The sequence below is a fragment of the Marinihelvus fidelis genome (assembly GCF_008725655.1).
Taxonomy (GTDB): domain Bacteria; phylum Pseudomonadota; class Gammaproteobacteria; order Xanthomonadales; family SZUA-36; genus Marinihelvus; species Marinihelvus fidelis.
Window position 1 is genome coordinate 54,350 of sequence record NZ_VYXP01000004.1, and the last position, 23,125, is coordinate 77,474.

General features: G+C 65.0%; 22 protein-coding genes. 10 read left to right on the forward strand and 12 right to left on the reverse strand.

Features of this window, described 5'->3' with window-relative positions; all coding sequences use genetic code 11:
- Positions 1-27: 27 nt before the first annotated feature.
- From cyoE to F3N42_RS06580, 4 genes are read right to left on the reverse strand one after another with little or no spacing between them, the layout of a single operon-like run.
- Positions 28-906: a heme o synthase gene (gene cyoE, locus F3N42_RS06565; RefSeq protein WP_150863628.1), complete on the reverse strand. Its 879-nt coding sequence runs from the start codon at positions 904-906 to the stop codon at positions 28-30.
- A 2-nt stretch (positions 907-908) separates the two neighbouring features.
- On the reverse strand, positions 909-1,889 hold the full coding sequence (locus tag F3N42_RS06570; RefSeq protein WP_150863629.1) for a COX15/CtaA family protein: 981 nt from the start codon (positions 1,887-1,889) through the stop codon (positions 909-911).
- Complete coding sequence (locus F3N42_RS06575) at positions 1,886-2,470, reverse strand: hypothetical protein (protein WP_150863630.1); 585 nt, start codon at positions 2,468-2,470, stop codon at positions 1,886-1,888. The genes F3N42_RS06570 and F3N42_RS06575 overlap by 4 nt, the downstream gene beginning before the upstream one ends.
- Complete coding sequence (locus F3N42_RS06580) at positions 2,470-3,183, reverse strand: SURF1 family protein (protein ID WP_191621273.1); 714 nt, start codon at positions 3,181-3,183, stop codon at positions 2,470-2,472. The genes F3N42_RS06575 and F3N42_RS06580 overlap by 1 nt, the downstream gene beginning before the upstream one ends.
- A gap of 86 nt (positions 3,184-3,269) precedes the next feature.
- Here F3N42_RS06580 and F3N42_RS06585 point away from each other — a divergent pair, with 86 nt between their 5' ends.
- Positions 3,270-3,521 carry a DUF2909 domain-containing protein gene (locus F3N42_RS06585; protein ID WP_224784779.1) on the forward strand — a complete coding sequence of 84 codons (252 nt, stop codon included), beginning with the start codon at positions 3,270-3,272 and terminating at the stop codon, positions 3,519-3,521.
- Between the two features lie 25 nt (positions 3,522-3,546).
- Here F3N42_RS06585 and F3N42_RS06590 read toward each other — a convergent pair whose 3' ends face one another.
- Genes F3N42_RS06590 through coxB form a run of 5 tightly spaced genes read right to left on the reverse strand, consistent with a single transcriptional unit; the run spans position 3,547 to position 7,655 of the window.
- Positions 3,547-4,419 (reverse strand): cytochrome c oxidase subunit 3, encoded by an 873-nt coding sequence (locus F3N42_RS06590; protein ID WP_150863632.1) that lies wholly within the window; start codon positions 4,417-4,419, stop codon positions 3,547-3,549.
- A gap of 28 nt (positions 4,420-4,447) precedes the next feature.
- The gene (locus F3N42_RS06595) at positions 4,448-5,011 is read right to left on the reverse strand and encodes a cytochrome c oxidase assembly protein (protein ID WP_150863633.1); all 564 of its coding nucleotides are present in this window, start codon (positions 5,009-5,011) and stop codon (positions 4,448-4,450) included.
- On the reverse strand, positions 5,008-5,142 hold the full coding sequence (locus F3N42_RS15835; protein ID WP_263595892.1) for a hypothetical protein: 135 nt from the start codon (positions 5,140-5,142) through the stop codon (positions 5,008-5,010). The genes F3N42_RS06595 and F3N42_RS15835 overlap by 4 nt, the downstream gene beginning before the upstream one ends.
- Positions 5,143-5,150: 8 nt before the next feature.
- Entirely contained in the window at positions 5,151-6,797 is a 1,647-nt protein-coding gene (gene ctaD / locus F3N42_RS06600) for a cytochrome c oxidase subunit I (RefSeq protein WP_191621274.1), read from the reverse strand.
- A gap of 15 nt (positions 6,798-6,812) precedes the next feature.
- Positions 6,813-7,655, reverse strand: coding sequence for a cytochrome c oxidase subunit II (gene coxB / locus F3N42_RS06605; protein ID WP_150863634.1), 843 nt, complete (start codon positions 7,653-7,655; stop codon positions 6,813-6,815).
- Positions 7,656-7,891: 236 nt separating this feature from the next.
- Between coxB and putA the strand changes: the two genes are divergently transcribed.
- Genes putA through F3N42_RS06630 form a run of 5 tightly spaced genes read left to right on the forward strand, consistent with a single transcriptional unit; the run spans position 7,892 to position 14,591 of the window.
- Entirely contained in the window at positions 7,892-11,059 is a 3,168-nt protein-coding gene (putA, locus tag F3N42_RS06610) for a bifunctional proline dehydrogenase/L-glutamate gamma-semialdehyde dehydrogenase PutA (RefSeq protein ID WP_150863635.1), read from the forward strand.
- A gap of 5 nt (positions 11,060-11,064) precedes the next feature.
- On the forward strand, positions 11,065-12,702 hold the full coding sequence (locus F3N42_RS06615) for an ExeA family protein (RefSeq protein WP_150863636.1): 1,638 nt from the start codon (positions 11,065-11,067) through the stop codon (positions 12,700-12,702).
- 3 nt (positions 12,703-12,705) lie between these two features.
- A complete protein-coding gene (locus tag F3N42_RS06620) occupies positions 12,706-13,527 on the forward strand; it encodes a general secretion pathway protein GspB (protein WP_150863637.1) in 822 nt (273 codons plus the stop codon).
- A 5-nt stretch (positions 13,528-13,532) separates the two neighbouring features.
- Positions 13,533-14,240 (forward strand): rhomboid family intramembrane serine protease, encoded by a 708-nt coding sequence (locus F3N42_RS06625; protein WP_150863638.1) that lies wholly within the window; start codon positions 13,533-13,535, stop codon positions 14,238-14,240.
- Between the two features lie 21 nt (positions 14,241-14,261).
- Positions 14,262-14,591, forward strand: coding sequence for a DUF1820 family protein (locus F3N42_RS06630; protein ID WP_150863639.1), 330 nt, complete (start codon positions 14,262-14,264; stop codon positions 14,589-14,591).
- Here the strand turns inward: F3N42_RS06630 and F3N42_RS06635 are convergent.
- Genes F3N42_RS06635 through gpmI form a run of 3 tightly spaced genes read right to left on the reverse strand, consistent with a single transcriptional unit; the run spans position 14,565 to position 18,463 of the window.
- Entirely contained in the window at positions 14,565-15,764 is a 1,200-nt protein-coding gene (locus tag F3N42_RS06635) for a S41 family peptidase (protein ID WP_150863640.1), read from the reverse strand. The genes F3N42_RS06630 and F3N42_RS06635 overlap by 27 nt on opposite strands.
- Before the next feature lie 9 nt (positions 15,765-15,773).
- The gene (locus tag F3N42_RS06640) at positions 15,774-16,910 is read right to left on the reverse strand and encodes a murein hydrolase activator EnvC family protein (protein WP_150863641.1); all 1,137 of its coding nucleotides are present in this window, start codon (positions 16,908-16,910) and stop codon (positions 15,774-15,776) included.
- Between the two features lie 8 nt (positions 16,911-16,918).
- Positions 16,919-18,463 carry a 2,3-bisphosphoglycerate-independent phosphoglycerate mutase gene (gene gpmI, locus F3N42_RS06645; RefSeq protein WP_150863642.1) on the reverse strand — a complete coding sequence of 515 codons (1,545 nt, stop codon included), beginning with the start codon at positions 18,461-18,463 and terminating at the stop codon, positions 16,919-16,921.
- A 133-nt stretch (positions 18,464-18,596) separates the two neighbouring features.
- Here gpmI and F3N42_RS06650 point away from each other — a divergent pair, with 133 nt between their 5' ends.
- The 4 genes from F3N42_RS06650 to F3N42_RS06665 all read left to right on the forward strand — a co-directional run bounded on the left by F3N42_RS06650 (position 18,597) and on the right by F3N42_RS06665 (position 23,106).
- The gene (locus tag F3N42_RS06650; RefSeq protein ID WP_150863643.1) at positions 18,597-19,022 is read left to right on the forward strand and encodes a rhodanese-like domain-containing protein; all 426 of its coding nucleotides are present in this window, start codon (positions 18,597-18,599) and stop codon (positions 19,020-19,022) included.
- A 94-nt stretch (positions 19,023-19,116) separates the two neighbouring features.
- The gene (gene secB / locus F3N42_RS06655; protein WP_150863644.1) at positions 19,117-19,626 is read left to right on the forward strand and encodes a protein-export chaperone SecB; all 510 of its coding nucleotides are present in this window, start codon (positions 19,117-19,119) and stop codon (positions 19,624-19,626) included.
- A gap of 20 nt (positions 19,627-19,646) precedes the next feature.
- Positions 19,647-20,660 (forward strand): NAD(P)H-dependent glycerol-3-phosphate dehydrogenase, encoded by a 1,014-nt coding sequence (locus F3N42_RS06660; RefSeq protein ID WP_150863645.1) that lies wholly within the window; start codon positions 19,647-19,649, stop codon positions 20,658-20,660.
- Between the two features lie 298 nt (positions 20,661-20,958).
- Positions 20,959-23,106, forward strand: coding sequence for an adenosylcobalamin-dependent ribonucleoside-diphosphate reductase (locus tag F3N42_RS06665; protein WP_150863646.1), 2,148 nt, complete (start codon positions 20,959-20,961; stop codon positions 23,104-23,106).
- Positions 23,107-23,125: the final 19 nt, after the last annotated feature.

Below are 23,125 nucleotides of genomic sequence, written 5' to 3' on the forward strand. Positions count from 1 at the left end.
TTTAAAGGCAATCGAACCCCGGCGCGATCAGGCGCCGACGGTCCAGGCGGTAAAGTAGTGATCCACCATGAGCAGCGCGAACAGCACCATCAGGTAGACCACCGAATACTTGAAGGCCCGCATGGGCAGTTGCAGGTCATCGTTACGCAGCAGTGCAAAGGCGTACCACAAAAAGCCCGCGTTCAGCACGGTCGCGCCGGCCAGGTAGACCAGGCCGCTCATGCCCGTAAGCCAGGGCAGCGTGGTGACGATCACCAGCAGGATCGTGTAGAACAGGATATGCCAGCGGGTGAAATTCACGCCGTGGGTGACCGGCAGCATGGGGATGTCGACGGCGGCGTAATCGGCGCGGCGGTAGATGGCCAGCGCCCAGAAGTGCGGCGGCGTCCAGGCGAAGATGATCAGGAACAGCAACAATGCGTCGGCGTCGACCTGGCCGGTGACCGAGGTCCAGCCCAGTACCGGCGGCGCGGCGCCGGCGGCACCGCCGATGACGATATTCTGCGGCGTGGCCCGCTTCAGCCAGGTTGTGTAGATCACCGCGTAGCCGATCAGCGACGCGAAGGTCAGCACGGCCGTGAGCACATTGACGAAAACCACCAGGATGATCATCGAGGCAATGCCAATCACGGCTGCGAACACGACCACCCGGGTGCTGGTCAGGTGACCGGTGGGCAGCGGGCGCTCACGGGTGCGTGCCATGACGGCATCGATACGGCGGTCGAGCAGGTGATTGATGGCGGCGGCCGACGACGCGGCCAGGCCAATGCCCGCCGTGCCCGCCAGCAGCGCGTTCCATGGCGGTAGTCCCGTGGTCGCCAGCAACATGCCGACAACGGCCGTGAACACGATCAGTGCCACGACGCGTGGTTTGCACAGCTCCAGGTAGTCCCGCCAGTGACTCATGCTCAGGCCCTTCGTACCGTGGTCCGGGCCAGCAGCCAGACCAGGCAGGCGATCAGCAGCGCCGCCACGCCGTTATGCGCCACCGCGTTGGCCAGCGGCAGCTTCAGGTGAACATTCAGCAGGCCCAGGCAGAACTGCAGTGACACCAGCGTCATCAGCGCTAGTGCGCCGCTGCGCAACTCCTGCCAGTGCATCAGCCTGAGGCCAGTGGCCAGCAGAAACAGCAGGGTGACGATGGCGCCGATCCGGTGAGTGATGTGGATGGCGGCACGCGCCGGCTGGTCAAGGATGCCGCCTTCATAGTTCACGCCCACTTCGCGCGAGACCGTGAACGCACCGGCGAAATCTGTTTCCGGCATCCACTGCCCCGTGCATTTCGGCAGGTCCGGGCAGGCGAGAGCGGCGTAGTTGGCGCTGGTCCAGCCACCCAGGGCGATCTGCAGGACCAGCACACCCAGCGCCGCCAGGACCATTCCGCGCATGCCGGTGATCCGCTCGTACGGCAACCGTCCGCTGCGAAACGCAATCCAGCTCAACAGGCCCAGCGTGGCCATGCCACCCAGCAGGTGACCCATAACGACGATGGGCATCAACTTCAGGGTCACGGTCCACATGCCTAGGGCGGCCTGGAACAGGATCAGCACAAGTGTCACGGCGGCGATTCCCCGCAGTGGCCTGGCCGAGCGCTCGCCGCGCCAGGCCATCCAGTTGATCGCGAGCACCAGCAGGACCAGGGTGCCGGCCAGGTAGCGGTGAACCATCTCGCGCCAGGCCTTGTGGACCTCGACGGGGCGCTCCGGAAAGGCTTCGTTCGCGGCGGATACTTCGTGATGAGCCGTTGGCCAGGTCAGCTTGCCGTAGCAACCCGGCCAGTCCGGGCAGCCCAGGCCGGCGTGGGACAGGCGCACCCAGGCCCCCAGCACGATGACGCACAGGGCCACCACGGCGGCGATCAGGGCCAGGCGGTGGATTTTCGGGCTCATTCTGACGCTCCCTTCAGCAGGCGTTTCAGGTCCTTGTTGATGTCACCCGGTTTGAACCCGGCCGGATAGGCCAGTGCGACCCGTCCCGCAGGGTCGACCAGGAAGACCTTGCCGGTCAAGTCGGCGTCACCGGTGCCGGCCGCGCGCGCGGCGTCACTCAACACGCGCAAGGCACTGTCACCGCGGGTTTCGCCAAAAGCGAAGATGTCCGTATCGCCAAAATCCGCGGCTTCCAGGCGCGCTCCGGGCAGTGTCGGCAGCAAGCCGACGGCCAGGAACGATTGCCGGCGCCCGGCGGCGACGTAGATGGCCGACAGCGCGGTGGCGTCTTCCACGCATCGCGCGTCGCAAGCGGACGGCGCCAGGTAGAGCACCAGCCAATGGCCGGCGACCGGTTTGCTCCAGTCAATCGCGTCGCCCGGCAAGGGCATGGCGGGTTCGACCAGCGCACCACGGTTGGTGGAATGGGCCGGCTCAAACTGCCACCACTTCGACTGCATCAGGATGGCGATGGCCACCGGGCAGAAAAACAGCAGGGCAATGGCGATCAGCGCCAGCCGGTTACGTGTACGTTGTTGCATCATGTTCTCCTGCGGAAGGCCAGCACCAGCCAGCCCCCGATAGCCGTCGCCGCGAGTGCATACCACTGAATGGCGTAGCCGCGGTGGCGGTCTGGGCCCATGGCCACGGGCTGCCAGTCGCGACCGTCCAGCCCGGCGGGGCTGCTCGCGTCAAGATAAAGCACCAGCGGATAGAGGGGCTGCCCCAGTTCCGCTGAAAATCGTTCCATGTCCGGCCAGAGCACACGCCTTGGCCAGGGCGCCGACGCGTCCAGTGCCTGCTCCGGCTCGCCCAGCTTCAGCCCGGGCGTCTTCAAAGGGGCCAGGTGCCCGCGTACGGTCGCCGTTGCGGGCGGCGGCGGCACGTCAGGCAGCTGCATTCGATCACGACCCTGGGACAGCCAGCCGCGATTGACCAGGATGACACGTGCCGCGCCGCGCTCATCGGTCACGTTCATCGGCGCCAGGACATGCACGCCGGGGCGCCCTTCAAACACCTGGTTGTCGACCAGCCAGGCGCGCCCGGTATCAAATGAACCGGCCAGGCTCACCCGGCTAAAACCCATGTCATCGGGTTGGGCGGGCAAGGCCAGCGATTGCTCGCCGGACTCGAAAGCCGCGATGATCTGGTCCTTTTCCACGGCACGACCGGCCTGCCACTGGCCGAGTGCGAGAAAGCCGGCGGCCAGGCTGAACAACACCAGCGTGGATAACAGGGAAGGGCGGAATCGCATGATCCTAGGTCCGGGTATTGACCGGCGGGACATCCGTTATACTCGCCCCACGCGCGATGACTGGCGCGGGTAAACGGAGTGTTCGCTTGATTTCCAAACTGATCATCATCGCCTTTCTCATCGCCATCATCTGGTGCCTGGCCTCGTCGTTCTGGTTCCTGATCAGGGACAAGGGTGAGGGCGACCGCGTGGTCTGGCGCCTGACATGGCGTATCGGGCTGTCGATGCTGCTGTTTGTACTGCTCTGGGTGGCCTACCAGGCCGGCTGGGTCAAGCCTTCAACACCCGGCCCTATTGGCCTGAAACCACCGGCCGAAGCCACGCCCGGGGACGGCTGAGCCGCCCCGGGATGCCGACTGTTGCTCAGAGCACGTAGACGAAAATAAACAGCCCCAGCCAGACCACGTCAACGAAGTGCCAGTACCAGGCCACGGCTTCGAAGCCGAAGTGGTAGTCCGGCTTGAAGTGGCCACGCATGCAGCGAATCATGATCACGAACAGCATGATTGCGCCCAGGGTCACGTGCATGCCGTGAAAACCGGTCAGCATGAAGAACGTCGAACCGTAGATGCCTGAACCCAGCGTCAGGCCCAGGTGGCCGTAGGCTTCCGCGTACTCTTCCACCTGGTAGAACAGGAACAGCGCACCCAGCAGTACCGTCACCGCCAGCCAGATCACCAGCGGCTTACGCTGGTTGGCGCGCAGGGCATGGTGGGCCAGCGTCAGGGTCACGCCCGAGGTCAGCAGGATCAGTGTGTTCAGGAACGGCACGCCAAACGCCGGAATGGTGCCGAAGTCACCACCGACTTCACCCGGGCCGTTGGTCGGCCAGGCCGACACGTAACCCTGCCACAGCAGCTCATTGGTCGCCGCGTTGTTGCCGGCACCGCCCAGCCAGGGCACGGCCAGGGCACGGGCGTAGAACAGCGCACCGAAGAAGCAGGCGAAGAACATCACTTCCGAGAAGATGAACCAGACCATGCCGATGCGGAATGATGCGTCGACCTGGCTGTTGTACATGCCGCCTTCGCTTTCACGAATGACCTGGCCGAACCAGCCAAACACCATGAAAATGATGATGGCCAGGCCAATGTACATACCCCACTCACCGGCGCTGGCGCCGTTCATCCACATGGCGGCGCTGACCAGGGTGGTGGCCAGGCCCAGGGAGCCGACCATCGGCCACTTGGTGCCGTGAGGTACGTAGTAAATGCTGCTATCCGCGTGTTGTCCCATGTTCAGGCCTCTGTGTCCTCTGGGGCGTTCAGGGGGCGCTTTGCGCCACGTCGTTTTCGTCGCCTTCGTTCCGGAAGAACGTATACGACAGGGTCAGTTCCTCGATGTCTTCCGGCAGGTCAGGCTGCAGGAAAAAGTACACCGGCATTTCGCGCTCCTCGCCCGCCGCCAGTTCCTGGCGGGTAAAGCAGAAGCACTCGGTCTTGATGAAGTAACGGGCCGCCCTTGGCGGGGACACGTTGAACGTGGCCATGCCGGCGCTGTCACGCTCCGACGGGTTGCCGGCGAAGTACAGCGCCGTGGTGGCCTCGCCCGTGGTCACCATCATGCTTGACTGCACCGGGCGAAATTCCCAGTCCAGTTTCGAGTTGGTGTTGGCGTCGAAACGCACCTTCACCTGGCGTGGCGCGGCATTGGCCTCGACTTCGCCCGTGGTCTTGATGCCGGCCTGGCCCAGGCCGGTTATCTCGCAGAAGGTGTCATACAGCGGCGGCATCGCGAACACACCGAAGCAGAACATGGCCACGGCCACGACCAGCAGTCGGCCGACCAGGCGGCGGTTGCCACCGCGCTTGGATGACTGTTCGCTCATGCGCCGGACACCCCTTTCCAGATAAACGCGGCGAACACGCCCAGCACCACCACGGCCAGCACCACGGCGGTGCGGCGCGCGGCGGCGCGGCGGCGCGCGATCTCCGGCGTATCAGGCAAACGGCCGCTCATCGCTTCGCTCAGTGCGCCTCGTCGGCGTGCGCGACCATGGTGTCATCCACGGTCGGCGGGTGCGTGAAGGTGTGATGCGGAGCCGGGGAGGGCACTGTCCACTCCAGGCCTTTCGCGCCTTCCCACACCTGCGCCGTGGCCTTCTTCTTGCTGAACCACACGCAGTGGATGATCACACCCACGAAGATCAGCTGGCTGGCGCCAAACAGGAAGCCACCGATAGACGACCACATGTTGAAGTCAGCGAACTGCGGCGAGTAGTCCGGAATACGGCGCGGCATGCCGGCCAGGCCCAGGTAGTGCTGCGGGAAGAACAACACGTTGACGAAGATCGCCGAGCACCAGAAGTGGATCTTGCCCCAGCGCTCCGAGTACATGTTGCCGGTCCACTTCGGCAGCCAGTAGTAGGCGCCCGCCATCAGCGTGAAGACGGCGCCCGGCACCAGCACGTAGTGGAAATGCGCCACCACGAAATAGGTGTCGTGGTACTGCAGGTCGGCGGCGGTAATCGCCAGCATCAGGCCGGACAGGCCGCCGATGGTGAACAGCACGACGAAGCCGATAGCGAACAGCATCGGGGTCTCGAAGGTCATCGAGCCCTTCCACATGGTGGAGACCCAGTTGAAGACCTTCACGCCTGTCGGTACCGCGATCAGCATGGTGGCGTACATGAAGAACAGTTCGCCCTCCAGCGGCATGCCCACGGTGAACATGTGATGCGCCCAGACGATGAACGACAGGAACGCGATCGATGCCGTGGCGTAGACCATCGCGGCGTAGCCAAACAGCGGCTTGCGGCTGAAGGTCGGCAGGATCTCCGAGACCACGCCGAAGGCCGGCAGGATCATGATGTAGACCTCGGGGTGACCGAAGAACCAGAAAATGTGCTGGAACATCACCGGGTCACCGCCACCGGCGGCGTTGAAGAAGCTGGTGCCGAAGAAGTGGTCGGTCAGCAGCATGGTCACCGCGCCCGCCAGCACCGGCATGGCCGCGATCAGCAGGAAGGCGGTGATCAGCCAGGTCCAGACGAACAGCGGCATGCGCAGCAGGGTCATGCCCGGCGCGCGCATGTTGAAGATGGTGGCGATGATGTTGATCGCGCCCATGATCGAGCTGATGCCCATCATGTGCACCGCGAACACCACGAAGGCGAAGCTGGAGCCGGTCTGCAGGCTCAGCGGCGGGTACAGCGTCCAGCCCGCGGCCGGGCCGCCCGAATCCATGAACAGCGTGGACAGCAGCATGGTGAAGGCGAATGGCAGGATCCAGAAGCTCCAGTTGTTCATGCGCGGCAGCGCCATGTCCGGCGCGCCCACCTGCAGCGGGATCATCCAGTTGGCGAAACCGACCCAGGCCGGCATGACCGCGCCGAAGACCATGATCAGCGCGTGCATCGTGGTCATCTGGTTGAAGAAATCCGGGCGAACCAGTTGCATGCCGGGCATGAACAGCTCGGCGCGGATGACCATGGCCATGGCGCCGCCGATGAAGAACATCAGCAGGGCGAAGACCAGGTACAACGTACCGATGTCCTTGTGGTTGGTGGTGAAGACCCAGCGATCCAGGAAGCCTTCCGGCTTGTGATCGTGGTCGTCGTGGGCATCGTGGCTATCGTGACCCGTGATGGTGCCTTCGCTGGCAATCGTGCTCATCGTTCCTGTCCCTCTTTAGTTGCCGGCGGCGCCAGCGGCGGTGTTACCGGCCTGCTGCTGGCTGACCCACGCATCGTATTCGTCGGCGGGCAGGGCCTCGACCACGATCGGCATGAAGCCGTGGTCCATGCCGCACAGCTCCGCGCACTGGCCGCGGTACGTGCCAGCCTCGTTGATTTCCACCCAGCCCTCGTTGATGTAACCGGGCACGGCGTCACGCTTCCAGCCAAAAGCCGGGACCCACCAAGCGTGGATCACGTCGTCCGCCGTGATCAGGAACTTGATCTTGCGACCCACTGGCAGCACCAGCGGGTTGTCGACGTCCAGCAGGTAGTTCTCAACGGTCCGCGGGTCGATGTTTGAACCCAGTTGCCGTGCGGCGTTGGATTCCGCGGTCAGTGAGCTCATGAACGCGATGTCCTGGTCCAGGTACTCGTACTTCCACTTCCACTGGTAGCCGGTGATTTTCACCGTCATCTCGGCGCCGCCGGGGGATTCCATCTGCACCAACGCGGAGGTGCCGGGAATGGCCATGCCAACCAGGATCAGCACCGGGATGACCGTCCAGGCGATTTCCGCCTTGGTGCTGTGGCTGAACTGTGCAGCCTCGTGACCTTTGGACTTACGGTGCAGCACGATCGACGTGAACATGGCGGTAAACACCAGGATGCCGATGACCACGCACACCCACAGGATGATCATGTGCAGGTTGTAGTGCGTTTCCGCCAGCGAGGACACGCCCCGCGTCATGTTGATCTCGTTGCCCGTGTGCGCCGGGGCGACGAGCAGGAGCCAGAAAGCGGCGATAACGGCAACCAGCACAGCAAGGCTGACGATGAATGTATTCTGTTTTTTCATGAAAACGACCTGATCCTAGAGCGGTCGAACGCCGGACGGGGTCATATACAGACCGCGTTTTAACCGGATGAATTGGACCTTTGGGAGTCGTAAAACGACTGGGTAATGCCAGCGCAACATTGTAACTTTCGCGACGTTCGCCGGGCAAGAAGGAAAACACTTTCGGGCTTGGCTGAATGTGGGCGCCTGCTTAAACTGTGCCCCCGGCCAACGCCGGCTGCCCAGGAAACCCGCCCATGACCACTGAACAGCCCTCCGCATACCTGGAGAAGGACGCTCCCCGGACCGACGCAATGGAGGCGGCGATCGACGCCCTCTACCTGGCCGACGAGGATGCCGTGCTGCCGGCACTGCTGGAACAGGCCCGGCTGGATTCCCGCGCCCGCGAACGGGTACGGGACCGGGCCGAGACCCTGGTCGCCGCGGTACGCGCCCGCAAACAGGACCAGAACGCGCTCGAGGCCTTCATGGCGGAGTATGACCTGTCCACGGAAGAGGGCGTGGTACTGATGTGCCTGGCCGAGGCGCTGCTGCGTGTGCCCGATGACGACACCGCCGAGAAACTGATCGCCAGCAAGCTGTCGGCCGCGGACTGGGAGTCCCACCTGGGGCGCAGTGCTTCCGTGCTGGTCAACGCGTCGACGTTCGGGCTGATGCTGACCGGACGGCTGGTCCGCCTGGGCCGTGACAGCCGCAAGGATTTCCGTGGCGCGTTGCGCCGGCTGGTGAACCGTAGCGGTGAGCCGGTGGTGCGCGGCGCCATACGCCAGGCCATGCGCATCATGGGGCACCAGTACGTGATGGGGCGTGATATCCAGTCCGCACTGGAACGTTCCCGCAAGAAGCGCAACCGCGAATACCGATACTCATTCGACATGCTGGGCGAAGCGGCGCTGACCGCCGCCGACGCGGAGCGTTACCTGCAGGCTTACCGCGACGCAATCCGCGTGGTCGGCGCTCAACGCGGTGACGAGGACATCTTCGCCGCGCCCAGCGTGTCGGTGAAACTCTCCGCGCTGCATCCGCGCTACGAGTTTGCCCAACGCGAGCGGGTGCTGAATGAACTCGCACCCAAGCTGCTGTCACTGGCCATGTTGGCGCGTGAGCGCGACGTGGCGCTGACCGTCGATGCCGAGGAAGCCAACCGCCTGGCGCTGGCCCTGGAGCTGTTCTCCGGCGTGCTGGACGACCCCGGCATGAAGGGCTGGAACGGCCTGGGCCTGGCGGTGCAGTGTTACCAGAAGATGAGTTCGGCCGTGTTCGATTACCTGGCCGACCTGGCGCGGCGCAGCGGGCACCGTATCCCGGTCAGGCTGGTCAAGGGTGCCTACTGGGATACCGAGATCAAGCACGCGCAGGTGGAAGGGCACCCGGGCTATCCGGTGTTCACCCGCAAGGCCAATACCGACGTCTCGTACATCGCCTGCGCCCGCAAGGTGCTGGCCGATCGCCAGGCGTTCTACCCGCAGTTCGCCACCCACAACGCACAGACGATTGCCACGATCACGGAGCTGGCCGGCGACCGGCTGGATTACGAGTTCCAGCGCCTGCACGGCATGGGCGAAGACCTCTACGGCGAGGTGCTGGGCACCACGGGCTATAACCATGCCTGCCGCGTCTACGCGCCGGTGGGCAGCCACCAGGACCTGCTGCCTTACCTGGTGCGCCGTTTGCTTGAAAACGGCGCCAACACCTCGTTCGTCAATCGCCTGGTCGATGAACGCCTGCCGATCGGGCAGGTGGCCGAGGACCCGGTAGAGAAGGCCGCCGCCAACGAGGCCGTGGCCCACCCCGGCATTGTATTGCCACGGGACCTGTATGGTGCGTCACGACGTAATTCGGCCGGTGTTAACCTGGCAGATCGCGCCGCGCGCGCGCAGTTGGCGACGGCGATCGCTGAAGCCGCGGCACGGGACTGGGTGTCGCAGCCGATGCTGGGTGGCGAGGCGTCACCTGGAAACCCGGTATTCCGCGACTGTCATGACCCTTCGCATCCTGGCCGCGTGGTCGGTCGCGCCACCGATGCCAGCGCGGAGGATGTCGACCGGGCGCTGGATATTGCGCGTGAGTTCGCGCCGACCTGGGACGCGACGCCTGCGGATGACCGGGCCGATGCCCTGGACCGGGCCGCGGACCTGTTCGAGGAACACCTGCCGGAGTTCATGGCGCTGTGTGCCCGCGAAGCCGGCAAGACGGTCAACGACGCCGTCGCGGAAGTCAGGGAAGCCGTCGATTTCCTGCGCTATTACGCGCACGGGGCCCGGGAGCAGTTTAGCCAGCCGGTCCAGTTGCCAGGGCCGACCGGTGAATCAAATGCCCTGTCGCTGCATGGCCGTGGCGTGTTCGCCTGCATCAGCCCCTGGAATTTCCCGTTGGCGATTTTCACCGGCCAGGTCTCGGCGGCGCTGGCGGCGGGCAACGCGGTCATCGCCAAGCCGGCGGAACAGACGCCGCTGGTCGCGGCCCGCGCGGTCGAGCTGCTGTACCAGGCGGGCATCCCGCACGCCGCACTACAGTACCTTCCCGGTGAGGGGGCAGTGGTCGGAGCACGGTTAACCCGCGACGACCGCGTCGACGGGGTGGCCTTTACTGGCTCCACGGAAACCGCGCGGCTGATCAACCGTAGCCTTGCCGCGCGCGAATCGGCACTGGCGACCCTGGTGGCGGAAACCGGTGGCCAGAACGCGATGCTGGTCGACTCCACGGCCTTGCCGGAGCAGGTGGTTAAAGATGTCATTGGCAGTGCGTTTCTGAGTGCCGGGCAACGTTGCTCCGCGCTGCGCGTGCTGTTCCTGCAAAAGGATATCGCCGACCACGTGCTGGACATGCTGGCCGGGGCCATGGATGAGCTCAGCATCGGCGACCCGGCGCTGCTGTCGACCGATATCGGCCCCGTGATTGATACCGATGCGCTGGCAATGCTGCAGGCCCATGCCGAACGCATGGCCACGGAGGGCAGGCTGGTTGCCCGGGCACCGCTGGATCCGCAGTTGCAAGGGCATTTCTTCGCGCCCTGCGCCTTCGAAATTGACGATATCAACCGCCTGGGGCGTGAAGTCTTCGGCCCGATCCTGCACGTGGTGCGTTATCGCGCCCGCGACCTTGACCAGGTGGTCGATGCCATCAACGGGACCGGATATGGCCTGACGCTGGGCGTGCACAGCCGTAACGAGGACACGCAGGCGCGAATCGCGAGCCGGGTCCGGGTAGGCAATTGCTATATTAACCGGACGATGACCGGCGCCGTCGTGGGGGTGCAGCCCTTTGGCGGTGAGCGGTTGTCCGGAACTGGCCCGAAGGCGGGCGGTCCACATTACCTGGCGAGGTTCGCGACCGAGCGGACCCTGACAATCAACACGGCGGCGGTGGGTGGCAATGCCAGCCTGCTGGCGATGGAAAACTGAGCGGCTTGTATCTCAAATACTTCGGACTGGCGGAAACGCCATTCTCCATAACGCCCGACCCGACGTTCATTTACCTGAGTCGGCGACACCGCGAGGCCTTCGCGCACCTGCTCTATGGCGTGGGGCAGGGTGGCAGTGGCGGTTTCGTGCAGCTGACCGGCGAAGTCGGGACCGGCAAGACCACGCTGTGCCGGGCGCTGCTGGAACAGGTGTCGGAGGACACCCATGTCGCCCTGGTCCTGAATCCGCTAATGAACCCGGTGGAGATGCTCGAGGCCATTTGCGAGGAACTGGCCATAGACATCGACGGCGCGCGCGGCAGCGCCAAGTCGCTGGTCGACCGGCTGAACGTGTTTCTGCTGGATGTGCACGAACGCGGTGGTCGCACCGTGGTGGTCATCGACGAGGCCCAGAACCTGAGCCCGGAGTCGCTTGAGCAGGTCCGCCTGCTGACCAACCTGGAAACCCGCAAGGACAAGCTGCTGCAGATTATCCTGCTGGGCCAGCCGGAACTGCGTGAGCTGCTGCAGCGGCGCGACCTGCGCCAGCTGGCGCAGCGCATTACCGCGCGCTACCACCTGGCACCGCTGGACCGGGAAGAGACCGGGCATTACGTAGCGCACCGGCTGGAAGTCGCCGGCGCCAACCGCAACCTGTTTTCCCGCGCGGGGCTTAACGCCCTGTACCAGCGGTCCGGCGGCGTGCCGCGGTTAATCAATATCATTGCCGACCGGGCATTAGCGGGCGCCTATGCCCGCGAGCGCGAGCGCGGGGACGCGCGCCTGGTCCATGCGGCGGCTGACGAAGTCCAACTGGGTGAGCCGGGTGTGCACCGGTCGCGTTGGCCCTGGCTGGCTGCGGCGGCCGTGCTGGTGGGCATTGCGCTGGCCGTCAGCTGGCAGGCGACCCGCCAGGGCACACCGCCTGGACCTTCGGTTGCCACGGTAGAGCCGGTGACCATGCCGGATACGCAGGCGCCTGAACCGGCCCTGCCGGCCCAGGAAAACATCACGGCTGGGGACGCCCAGGCCGCGCCCCGGGCGGTGACCGAAATCACCGATGAATGGCTCCTGGCCGCCAGCGCGGCGGCCTGGCCGTCACTGGCCACGGCCTGGGGCCGGCCGGCGGATGCCGCACTGGTCCAGGCCAGTTGCCGTGGCCAGGAGGGCCTGGGTTATGCCTGTGTCAGGGAACAGGGGACCTGGTCACGTATCCTGCAGATTGGTTTGCCAGTCATCATTGAGCTGGAGGGCAACGCGGCGACGCCCGTGATGCTGGCCGGTATCGATGGTGACACCCTGTTGACCGGATCCGGTGAGCGGATCAGCCGCCAGGCGCTCGAATCGCGATGGTTCGGGTCGTTCCTGGTGGCCTGGCCGCAGGCGTCCGCATGGCCCAGGCAGGTGTCCGCCGGCGACTCGGGTCCGGTGGTGGACCGGCTCATGGCCATGGCGGCACTGGCCGACACGCCTTACCGGGGTGCGCCCGGTTTCGGGCCCGAGTTCGAGGCCTGGCTGCGCGACTTCCAGCGACGCCACGGACTGGATGTGGATGGTATCGTCGGCCCGCGAACGCTGCTGTACCTGATGCGATTTTCAATTGAACAACCACGGCTCGACACCGGGTTCGTGAGCGGAGCCTGAACCATGTCGATTCTGCTCGATGCACTGAAGAAATCCGAACGGCGCCAGCGCCTGGGGGAGGCCCCCAGCCTGGCGACTGACGCCGGGGAGCCGGGCGGCCCCCAGGGTGATCGCACGGGCTCTGCCTGGCGGTATGCCGTAGTCGTCGTTCCCGTGTTGGCCTGTATCGGCTGGCTGGCGTGGCAACAGTATGCGCCGTTGGGTGAGTCAGTCGGCCAGGAGCGCCGCGTGGCTGCGGCCGAAGCAGCGGGCGTTGCCGATGATGTTGCTGGCGAGAATACATCATCGCCCAATACCGCCGATATCGATGGCCGTGAAGTCACAGCCAATGAGGCCCGGGTGGTTACCCGCCGCTCACCGGTTGAAGACTTGCCGGATTCGCCGAGCCTGGCCAGGGCGCCCGACAGTGATGAAGGCGAATCACCGAGCGCCGACGCGACAGCATCGGCCGAAGAAATGACGCCCCTGCGCGAACCATCACCGGTAACCGAGTCGGCTGAAGTGCAGCGCACAGAATCCCGTCCTGATGAAACCCGCGCCCGTGAATCTTTTGATGACGCGAATCATGGCGACGGCGCGGACGGGCAGGCGCGGGCCCAGGTGCTGACCTATTGGGAGTTGCCCGGCTCCGTGCGCAACGGCCTGCCGCCACTGGCCGTGACCGTAATGGTGTACTCCGATGAGCCTGCTAACCGGTTCGCGCTGGTCGATGGCCGGCGCCTGGGTGAGGGGGATGATGCCGGCTCGGGTGTCATGCTGGTGCGCATCCGGCGCGATGGCGTGGTGTTCCGCAAAGGCGCGTACCGCTTCCTGGTCAAGCCCTGACCGCAATGGCGTCGGCCTGGGGCAAGGGGCGGGAAAAGCGGCTGTTCGAACGCCGTAGCGGCTTGCCGTTGGTGACCCTGTTGCTGACGGTGCTCTGCCTGGCCGTTTACATCCTCATTGCGTTACTTCCGCCGCTGCAACACCGGATCGTCATCGAGGTCGCCGGGGTTAACCCCAGCTCGATGGCCAGGGCCTTTGCAATGCCGGTGAGCGAGTGGCATGCGGCGACCTTCCGGCCGTTGCTGGCGGCACTGTTCGTGCACGTTGAGTTCCTGCACCTGCTGGGTAACCTGGCCTACCTGTGGGTTTTCGGCATTCCGATCGAGCGATTGCGCGGGGCACTGTTTCTCCTGCTGGTGTTCATCCTTGGCGGGGCGGGCGCCTACCTGATCCTGGCGCAACGCCTGCCCCAGGTCGATACCATCGTGATTGGCGCGAGCGGTGCGGTATCCGCGGTGCTGGGCGCCTACCTGGGACTGTTCCCGGGGCGCCAGATTGGCCTTTACCTGCCGTTGGGGCTGGTCGTGCAATCCGTTCGCGTGCCCGCGCTGCTGGTCATTGGCTCCTGGTTCGCATTGCAGTTGCTTTACTCCATGGTCGGCCCCATTTCCGGAATGATGGCCTGGTGGATCCACCTGACGGGGTTCGCGCTCGGCCTGATGCTGGCGCTGTTGGCGCGGGCGGCCAGTCACTTCCGGCCACGCCGCTACTGAATTCCTTGGGGAACTGTTCGCATGTCGTCCAAAACGCTATACCGGGTTGCTTTTCTCAGTCACGGAAAGGTCTACGAAATCTACTGTACCGGCGTGGTGTCCAGCGGACTCTGGGGCTTTGTCGAGGTTTCCGGGCTGGTATTTGATGACGCCGGCGCGGTCGTGGTCGACCCCACCGAGGAGAAGCTGCGCGACGAATTTGCCGATGTCGAGGTCCTGCACCTGCCGATGCAGTCGGTGCTGAGGATCGAGCAGGTCCGCCGCAAGGGCCAGTCGGTGATCCGCGACCGTGAGTCCGGAGAAAAGGTGACCCCGTTCCCCCTGTCAGGCCCCGGTCGCCAGGGCAGCTGATTCCGGCTCGGGCGGGTCAGTCTTCAGGGCCGACATCGCCGCCCCGATCACGGGGTCATTGACGTCGCCCGTTGGGTGCAGCCCACCCCGAATTTCGATATTCGGTTTGATTCCAGACTGGTCGATTTCCCGCCCGGACGGCGTGTAATAGCGCGCCGTCGTGAACTTCAGCGCCGAGCCGTTGTGCAAACGCACCACGGACTGCACGGTACCCTTGCCGAAGCTGGTCCGTCCCAGGACGATGGCGCGGCCATGGTCCTGCAACGACCCGGCCAGGATCTCGGCCGAAGACGCCGTCAGCGAGCTGGTCAGCACCGCGACCCGGGCCTGGGGGCGCCACTGGCCGGGCTGGGCGACGTAGCTCATCCGCGTCGACGGCGTACGCCCCCGCGTTTCGACCACCAGGCCACTTTCGAGAAATCCGTCGGCCACGGCCAGCGCCGAGGTCAGGACCCCACCGCGGTTGTCGCGCAGGTCGATGATGATGCGGCTCGCCTCAATTGCGCCCGGCTGCTGCCCCAGCTGTTCGAGTTCATGCTCGAAATCACGGTCCGTGTGGTCATTGAAGTGGCTGATGGCGAGATAGGCCGTTCCGGGTTCCAGCCACTGGCCGCTGACACTGTCGACGGGCACATAGGCGCGTTCGATGTCAATGGTGCGTTTCGCGCCACTGCGGTCGCGGATGCGCAGCGTCACGGTCGTGCCCGGCTCGCCGTCCAGGGCCTGCAGCGAGGTGTCCAGCCGACGGCCGCGCACGGGTTCGCCATCGACGGCGAGTAACTGGTCGCCGGGTTCAAGCCCCGCGATCTCGGCTGGTGAGTCAGGGGCGATTGCATCGACAAAGAGCCGCTTCTCGTTCACCTCGAACGTTGCGCCGATGCCGCCCTGGCGACCACGGGAACTGTCGTTATGGGCCTGGAAGCGGCTGGCCGGCAGCCAGCCGGAATGCTCGTCCAGCCCGGCGACCAGGCCGGCCATGGCGCTGTGTAACAGGTCGTCCTCGCCGATCTCGTCGACGTAGTTGTCGCGGATCAGCTGAACCATGTCGGACAGCGTGCGCAAATCATCCAGCCGTGAGCTGTCTTCAGCTGGGGCTTCGGCATGGCCATTCGAGGGCAGGGCGCTGGCCAGCAGGGCCAGGCAGGCGAGGATGCGTGTCGCGGTCAGGTGCATGGCGGTCTCTCAGTTTCGATCAATCCAGGCGGCGGGGTCGACGGCGCTGCCGTCGTGGCGCAGTTCGAAATAGACACCTTCCGACTGCCCCGTGTTCCGTCCGGACTGGGCGATGGTGCGCCCGGCCGGGACCCAGTCGCCCACCTCCGCCAGCAATGCCTCATTATGGCCATACAGGCTCATGAAGCCGTCGCCGTGGTCGATGATCAGCAGCAGGCCGTAGCCACGCAACCAGTCCGCGTAGGCGACCCGTCCATAGGCAATGGCGTTGACGTCGGTGCCCGCCGGGGCGCTGATCAGCCAGCCCTGCCAGCGCAGGCCGGCGGTGCGAGGTTGGCCATAGGCCGCGGCGACACGGCCCCGGACCGGCATGGGAAGCTGGCCTTTCAGTTCGGTGGGGTGCAGGCCTCCGCCCAGGTCGCTGGGGATGTCGGCCAGGCTGTCGTCCAGTCGCTCAAGCAGGGTCTCCAGGTCGGCGCGGTCACGCTGCAGGGTTTGCAGCCGTGTTTCACCCTCGTCCAGCGCCGCCTCGATGGCGGCCAGGGTCAGGGCCTGCTGCTCACGCTGGCCGCGAAGCTCGTCCTCCGCGGCGCGATGTGCTGCTTCCGCCTGCGCCAGTTCGGCCAGTTCGGCTTCGATCGCGGCGGTCATGGCGTCCAGGTCGTCGAGGGCGGCTTCGAGCGCATGAATCTGCTCGCCCTGGGCGTTGCTGAGGTGCTCGTAGTAAGCCAGCAGGCGCTGCACGCGGGACGGGTCGTCCTGGTTCAGCAGCAGCTTGATGCGTGATTCGCGCCCGGCACGCCAGGCCGCCAGGACCTGCGCTTCCAGCCGGTCACCGCTGTCGGCCAGGCGGTCGATGTACGCCAGACGCTCGGCCTCCAGCCGAACAACTTCGGCATCATGGTCAGCGCGCGTGCTGGCCAGCTCGCGGTTGCGCCGGGCTGCATCCTGCAGGGCCAGGTCGATTGTTTTCAGCGCGGCCTGCTCGTCGCCCTGGCGCGCGCGTTCCTGTTCCAGTTCGGCCTGCAGGCGGGCGATGTCCGCATTGACCGAATCCAGTCGTTGCTGCGTATCTTCGCGCTCGTCGGCGGCATGGGCCGTTGCGGCCAGGAGCAAAACCAGGCCGACGAGCGCGATCCGTGTCACCGCGAGGCTCAACCGTTGCCGTTCTGCCCGTCGTCCAGGTGAACCAGGTTGCGCCCGGTCATGGCGGCCGGTTGGGTCAGCTTCAACAGGTGCAGCATTGTCGGCGCGATGTCACGCAGGCTGCCGTTGTCCTCGAGCCGGGCCGCGCGGCCGCGGTACACCAGCGGCACTGGGTTGGTGGTGTGGGCGGTGTGCGACTGGCCGGAGTGGGGGTCTGACATCTGCTCGACATTGCCGTGGTCGGCGGTCAGCAGCAGTTCGCCGCCGGTCGCGTCAAGCGCCGCGCAGACACGGCCGATAACGGCGTCAACGGCTTCCACGGCCGCCATGGCCGCGTCCATCTTGCCGCTGTGTCCGACCATGTCGGGGTTGGCGACATTGCAGATGATGACGTCGAAGTCACCGGAGCGGATGCTCGTATCCAGCGCCTCGGCCAGTTCCGGTGCGCTCATTTCCGGCTGCAGGTCATACGTGGCCACCCTGGGTGAGGGGATCAGGATGCGCTGCTCACCTGCGAAGGGTTCCTCGCGGCCACCGTTCAGGAAGAACGTGACGTGTGCGTACTTCTCGGTTTCCGCGGCCCGCAGCTGGCGCAGGCCCTCGCGTGACAGCACTTCGCCCAGCAGGTCGCTCAGCGATTCCGGCGGAAACGCGATCGAAGCGGGCAGGCCGGCGATGTACTCGGTCATGCAGACATAGGCCGACAGATCGGGCACGCGGCGCTCGAAGCCATCGAAGCCCGGCTCGCGAAAGGCCCGGCTGATCTGGCGGGCGCGGTCGGCACGGAAGTTCACGAAAATCACGGCGTCGCCATCGGCAATACCGGCGTAATCGCCGATCACCGTGGGCGCCACAAACTCGTCGTTCTCGTCGCGGCCATAGGCAGCGCCCAGTGCCTCGCCGGCCGAACCGGCACTGTAGGTTGAGTCGGCTTCAACGATGGCCTTCCATGCCCTCTCAACGCGGTCCCAGCGCTGGTCGCGGTCCATGGCGTAATAGCGCCCGGTCACGGTGGCGTAAGCGGCACCCTCGATGCCGTCCAGCGTCGACTGCATGGCTGCCAGCGACGGCTGGGCACTGCGTGGCGGTGTGTCGCGCCCGTCCAGGAAGGCGTGTACGCGGATGCGCCCGGCGCCCTTGCTGGCCGCCATTTCGACGACGGCGCGGAAGTGTTCCTCGTGGCTGTGAACGCCGCCCGGAGACAGCAGTCCCATGATATGCACGGTGTGCCCCGTGGCCTGGGCCGCTTCGATGGCGTCGACCAATACAGCGTTTTCGGTGATTTCCCCGGACTTGACCGCCTGGGTGATGCGGGTGAAGTCCTGGTAGACCACGCGCCCGGCGCCGATATTCATGTGCCCGACCTCGGAGTTGCCCATCTGCCCGGCGGGCAGGCCGACGGACTCGCCGGACGTGTCAATCAACGTGTGCGCGGCGGTGTCCCACAGCGTGTCCCAGTTCGGCGTGTTGGCCTGGCTGATGGCGTTGTCCGGGCCGGGCTCGCGGTAGCCCCAGCCGTCGAGAATCATGAGTACCAGTGGAGAATTTGACATGGGTCGGGTGGTTTCCGGTTTGAAAGTGTTCAAGTGATGTCGCCGGTGGACTTGCAAAACCATCCGGTCGCCACCAGATGATGCTCACCCGCCGGAGCATGGCGAAAAACGGCATTATCACAAAGGCACAACCATGCAGCAATTGATGGAGTTCATTGGTAATCACATCCTGTTGTCAGGCGGCTTCCTGGCGGTACTGGTGTTGCTGGTGGCGACCGAGGTCATGCGTCGTGGCCAGCGTTTCCGGACCCTGGGCCCGGCCGAGGCGGTGGCTTTCATGAACCGCAACAACGCGGCCGTGCTGGATGTGTCATCGGCCGCCGATTTCAATCGCGGCCACATCCTGGGCGCCCGTAATGTGCCGGTATCGGCGCTGGACAACCCGGACAAGCAGGTCGCCAAGCTGGTGTCCGGCCCCCTGCTGGTGGTCTGCAAGAACGGCCAGGCCGCGCCGCAGGCCGCGCAGAAACTGATCAAGGCCGGGGCGGAGGACGTCGTTGTCCTGCGCGGCGGCATGGCCCAGTGGGCCTCGGACCAGTTCCCGGTGACCCGGGCCTGAACTGGCCAACCCGCCCCGCGGGGTGGGATAATTTTACTTTGGCCCGGGTACGGCCCGGCGCCACTTTCAAACCAACCTAAAGAGATTTTTAGTCATGGCAGAAGAGCAGAACGAGATTCCCGCGGCCGCGGCCGAACAGCCGGCCACCGGCGCCCGCTTCCAGTTGCAGAAGCTGTACGTCAAGGATGTGTCCTTTGAGGTTCCCGGCGCGCCGCAGGTGTTCCAGGAAGAGGGTGCGGCGGAAATCAAGCTGAACCTGGCCCAGCGCGTTAACAACGTTGGCGAAGGCCTGTATGAAGTGGTGCTGTCGGTGACCGTCACCGCAACGTCAAAGGACAAGACCGCATACCTGGCCGAAGTGCACCAGGCCGGCCTGTTCGGCATCAACGGCCTGGAAGAAGCGCAGTTGCAGGCCGCGCTGAACACCCTGTGCCCGCACTCGCTGTTCCCGTACGCGGCCCGCACCATCACCGGCCTGGTGGCCGATGGCGGTTTCCCGCCGCTGGTGCTGCAGCCGATCAACTTCGATCACGTCTACCAGCAGCGCCTGCAGGAAGCGCAGATGCAGCAGGCTGCGGGTGACATCGAAGCCGGCAACGCCTGAGGCGTGACCCGGAACACCACATGAGCCGCGCCGCGACCGCCATCGGCGTTCTCGGCGCCGGTTCGTGGGGTACCGCGCTGGCCATCCAGCTGGCGCGGAACGGCCAGGCCGTGTCACTCTGGGCGCGAGACCCGGAGCACGTCGCGGCCATGGCGGCTGACCGGCGCAATGCCCGGTACCTGCCCGATAACGCATTTCCAGACGGGCTCCAGCCCACGGCAGATTTCGATGCCGCCGTGGCGGCAGGGGACGTGGTGCTGGTGGCCGCGCCCAGCCATGCCTTCGCCGATACCATCACCCGGCTGCAGCCGCTGCTCCAACCGGGGCAGGGCATCGTCTGGGCCTGCAAGGGTTTCGAGCCCGGCACCGGACGCCTGTTGCATGAAGTAGCCCAGAAGCAACTGGGTGATGACGTCCCGCTGGGGGCCATCACCGGGCCCAGTTTCGCCCGCGAAGTTGCCATGGGCCTGCCTACCGCGGTTACCGTGGCCGCTTTCGATGAAGATTTCAGCCGTGAGGTTGCCCAGCGGCTGCATGGCGAGGCCTTCCGTGCCTATACCTCCACCGACATGGTTGGCGCCGAGCTCGGTGGTGCGGTCAAGAACGTGCTGGCCGTGGCCACCGGCATTGCCGATGGCATGGGGCTGGGTGATAACGCCCGCGCCGCGCTGGTGACCCGGGGCCTGGCGGAGATGATGCGCCTGGGTGAGGCCATGGGCGCCCGCCCGGAAACCCTGACCGGCCTTGCCGGCATGGGCGACCTGGTGCTGACCTGCACGGGCGACCTGTCGAGAAACCGCCGCCTTGGCCTGGCGCTGGGTCGTGGCGACGATATCGAGACCGCGGTCAGGGACATCGGCCAGGTGGTCGAAGGGATCGGTACTTCGACTGAAGTCAGGCGCCTGTCAAAGGCGCACGATGTCAGTATGCCGATCTCCCGGGAGGTCTTCGGCATCATTCACCAGGGTCAGGATCCCAAGGCCTGCGTCCGTCGTTTGCTCGCGCGCGACCAGAAGCCCGAACACGCGTCCTGACCGCCGGAACGGCGGTTTGCGACGAAACGAACATCCCGCAAACCCGCATCGCATCGTCAGGGCGGATCAACCGGCTGTCGTTGTGTGCTCCCTTGGCGTCGCCTATGTTCCTGTAAAAGAAGAGGAAAGCGTGAAATGAGCAAGGCCCGAAAAGGCGGCTCACGGCATTTGACAGCCCCCCAAAGCAGGCGTATCTTGTGACTCCTTGGCACAATATCTTGTGTCCGGCGCAAACAAAGAGGCACAAGCACTTGTGCCGACAAACCAAGCAAAACCAAATAATTGGGTGGGAGAGTTCATGAGCAGTGTCCAAGCCGAGTCATCCGTGACTGATTCGCAAGCGATTCCTCTCCAGCCAGCGTCCTGGGACATCTGGGACAAGAAGTACCGGCTGAAGTCCAAAACAGGGGAAATTATCGATCACACCATTGACGACACGTACAAGCGTGTCGCGCGCGCCTTGTCGCGGGTGGAAAAGGGCAAGGAACTGCGCGAGAAATGGTACGAGGCGTTTCTGTGGGCGCTGCGCCGCGGCGCGATTCCCGCCGGGCGCATCACCTCGAACGCAGGGGCCGAGGCGCACAAGCCGGCCACATCCACCATCAACTGCACCGTGTCGGGCACCATTCATGATTCAATGAACGGCATCCTGGACAAGGTCCACGAGGCCGGCCTGACGTTGAAGGCCGGTTGCGGCATTGGCTACGAGTTCTCGACGCTGCGCCCGAAAGGCGCTTACGTGTCGGGTGCCGGCGCTTACACCTCCGGGCCGCTCAGCTTCATGGATATCTACGACAAGATGTGCTTCACCGTGTCGTCGGCCGGTGGCCGCCGCGGTGCGCAGATGGCGACCTTCGAGGTCGGCCACCCTGACGTCATGGAGTTCATCCGAGCAAAGCGTGAAGACGGCCGCCTGCGCCAGTTCAATTGCTCGTTGCTGATCACCGATGAATTCATGGACGCGGTGCGCGAGGGTGGCGAGTGGCCGCTGGCGTTCCCGCTGGCCAGCGACGAGTCCGGTGATTTTGACCTGGATGACCCGGAACAGGTGCTCTGGCGCGAATGGCCGGTCACCGATGACTATGTTACCCGCGAGGATGGCCTGGTCGCCTGCCGCATCTACAAGCGCATACCGGCGCGCCGGGTGTGGGACATGATCATGTCCTCCACCTACGACTTCGCCGAGCCGGGTTTCATCCTCGTCGACCGCATCAACGAGATGAACAACAACTGGTTCTGCGAGAACATTCGCGCCACTAACCCCTGTGGCGAGCAGCCTCTGCCGCCTTACGGCGCCTGCCTGCTGGGTTCGGTCAACCTGACCCGGTTCGTCACCGACCCGTTCACGGCCCAGGCGGCGTTCGACTGGGACGAGTACCGCAAGGTGGTCAAGGTGTTCACGCGCATGCTCGACAACGTGGTCGAGATCAACGGCCTGCCGCTGGAAAAGCAGCGTGACGAGATCATGCGCAAGCGCCGTCATGGTATGGGCTTCCTCGGCCTGGGGTCGACGCTGACCCTGCTGGGCATGAAGTACGGCGAAGCCGAATCAGTCGATTTCACCGAGAAGGTGGCGCGTGAAATGGCACTTGCCGGCTGGGAAGAGTCGCTGGAGTTGGGGCGCGAGAAAGGCATTGCACCCATCATGGACGAGACCTTCGAGGTCACCGGTGACATGCTGCGCCGGCGCCCGGAAATGCAGGCCGATGGTTACAAGGTGGGCGATACCGTCCCGGGTCGTGTGCTGCACGCGAAATACAGCCGTTACATGCAGCGCGTGGCCCAGCATGCGCCGGAACTGGTCGAGGCGCTGATTGCCGAAGGCGGGCGCTTCACGCACCACACCTCGATCGCGCCCACCGGCACGATCTCGCTGTCACTGGCCAACAATGTGTCCAACGGCATCGAGCCCAGCTTCGCGCATCACTACAACCGCAACGTCATTCGTGAAGGCCGCAAGACCAAGGAAAAGGTCGAGGTGCTCAGTTACGAGTTGCTGGCCTATCGTGAACTGGTTGACGCCCAGGCCATGCCGGACGGGGCGGATGCCGAGCATGGACTTCCCGATTATTTCATTGCCTCGGACGCCGTCAGCCCGGACCAGCACGTCGATATCCAGGCCGCCGCGCAGTTGTGGGTCGATTCCAGTATCTCCAAGACCGCCAATGTGCCGACGGATTACCCGTACGAGGATTTCAAGGACATCTACACCTACGCGCACGGCAAGGGCCTGAAGGGCTGCACCACGTTCCGCTTCAACCCGGAAGCGTTCCAGGGCGTGCTGGTCAAGGACCAGGACCTGGCGAACACCACTTACCGCTTCGTGCTCGAAGACGGCAACGTGGTCGAGGTGAAGGGCGACGAAGAGATCGAGTACGACGGTGAGACCCATACCGCCGCGAACCTGTTCGATGCCCTGAAAGAAGGTTACTACGGCAAGTTCTGAGAACGGCCGTCGAGAGAGA

Coding starts and splice junctions, on each gene's coding strand:
- cyoE (WP_150863628.1), bottom strand. CDS start 906: ATGAGTCACTGGCGGGACTACCTGGAGCTGTGCAAACCACGCGTCGTG.
- F3N42_RS06570 (WP_150863629.1), bottom strand. CDS start 1,889: ATGAGCCCGAAAATCCACCGCCTGGCCCTGATCGCCGCCGTGGTGGCC.
- F3N42_RS06575 (WP_150863630.1), bottom strand. CDS start 2,470: ATGCAACAACGTACACGTAACCGGCTGGCGCTGATCGCCATTGCCCTG.
- F3N42_RS06580 (WP_191621273.1), bottom strand. CDS start 3,183: ATGCGATTCCGCCCTTCCCTGTTATCCACGCTGGTGTTGTTCAGCCTG.
- F3N42_RS06590 (WP_150863632.1), bottom strand. CDS start 4,419: ATGGGACAACACGCGGATAGCAGCATTTACTACGTACCTCACGGCACC.
- F3N42_RS06595 (WP_150863633.1), bottom strand. CDS start 5,011: ATGAGCGAACAGTCATCCAAGCGCGGTGGCAACCGCCGCCTGGTCGGC.
- F3N42_RS15835 (WP_263595892.1), bottom strand. CDS start 5,142: ATGAGCGGCCGTTTGCCTGATACGCCGGAGATCGCGCGCCGCCGCGCC.
- ctaD (WP_191621274.1), bottom strand. CDS start 6,797: ATGAGCACGATTGCCAGCGAAGGCACCATCACGGGTCACGATAGCCAC.
- coxB (WP_150863634.1), bottom strand. CDS start 7,655: ATGAAAAAACAGAATACATTCATCGTCAGCCTTGCTGTGCTGGTTGCC.
- putA (WP_150863635.1), top strand. CDS start 7,892: ATGACCACTGAACAGCCCTCCGCATACCTGGAGAAGGACGCTCCCCGG.
- F3N42_RS06620 (WP_150863637.1), top strand. CDS start 12,706: ATGTCGATTCTGCTCGATGCACTGAAGAAATCCGAACGGCGCCAGCGC.
- F3N42_RS06625 (WP_150863638.1), top strand. CDS start 13,533: ATGGCGTCGGCCTGGGGCAAGGGGCGGGAAAAGCGGCTGTTCGAACGC.
- F3N42_RS06630 (WP_150863639.1), top strand. CDS start 14,262: ATGTCGTCCAAAACGCTATACCGGGTTGCTTTTCTCAGTCACGGAAAG.
- F3N42_RS06635 (WP_150863640.1), bottom strand. CDS start 15,764: ATGCACCTGACCGCGACACGCATCCTCGCCTGCCTGGCCCTGCTGGCC.
- gpmI (WP_150863642.1), bottom strand. CDS start 18,463: ATGTCAAATTCTCCACTGGTACTCATGATTCTCGACGGCTGGGGCTAC.
- F3N42_RS06650 (WP_150863643.1), top strand. CDS start 18,597: ATGCAGCAATTGATGGAGTTCATTGGTAATCACATCCTGTTGTCAGGC.
- secB (WP_150863644.1), top strand. CDS start 19,117: ATGGCAGAAGAGCAGAACGAGATTCCCGCGGCCGCGGCCGAACAGCCG.
- F3N42_RS06660 (WP_150863645.1), top strand. CDS start 19,647: ATGAGCCGCGCCGCGACCGCCATCGGCGTTCTCGGCGCCGGTTCGTGG.
- F3N42_RS06665 (WP_150863646.1), top strand. CDS start 20,959: ATGAGCAGTGTCCAAGCCGAGTCATCCGTGACTGATTCGCAAGCGATT.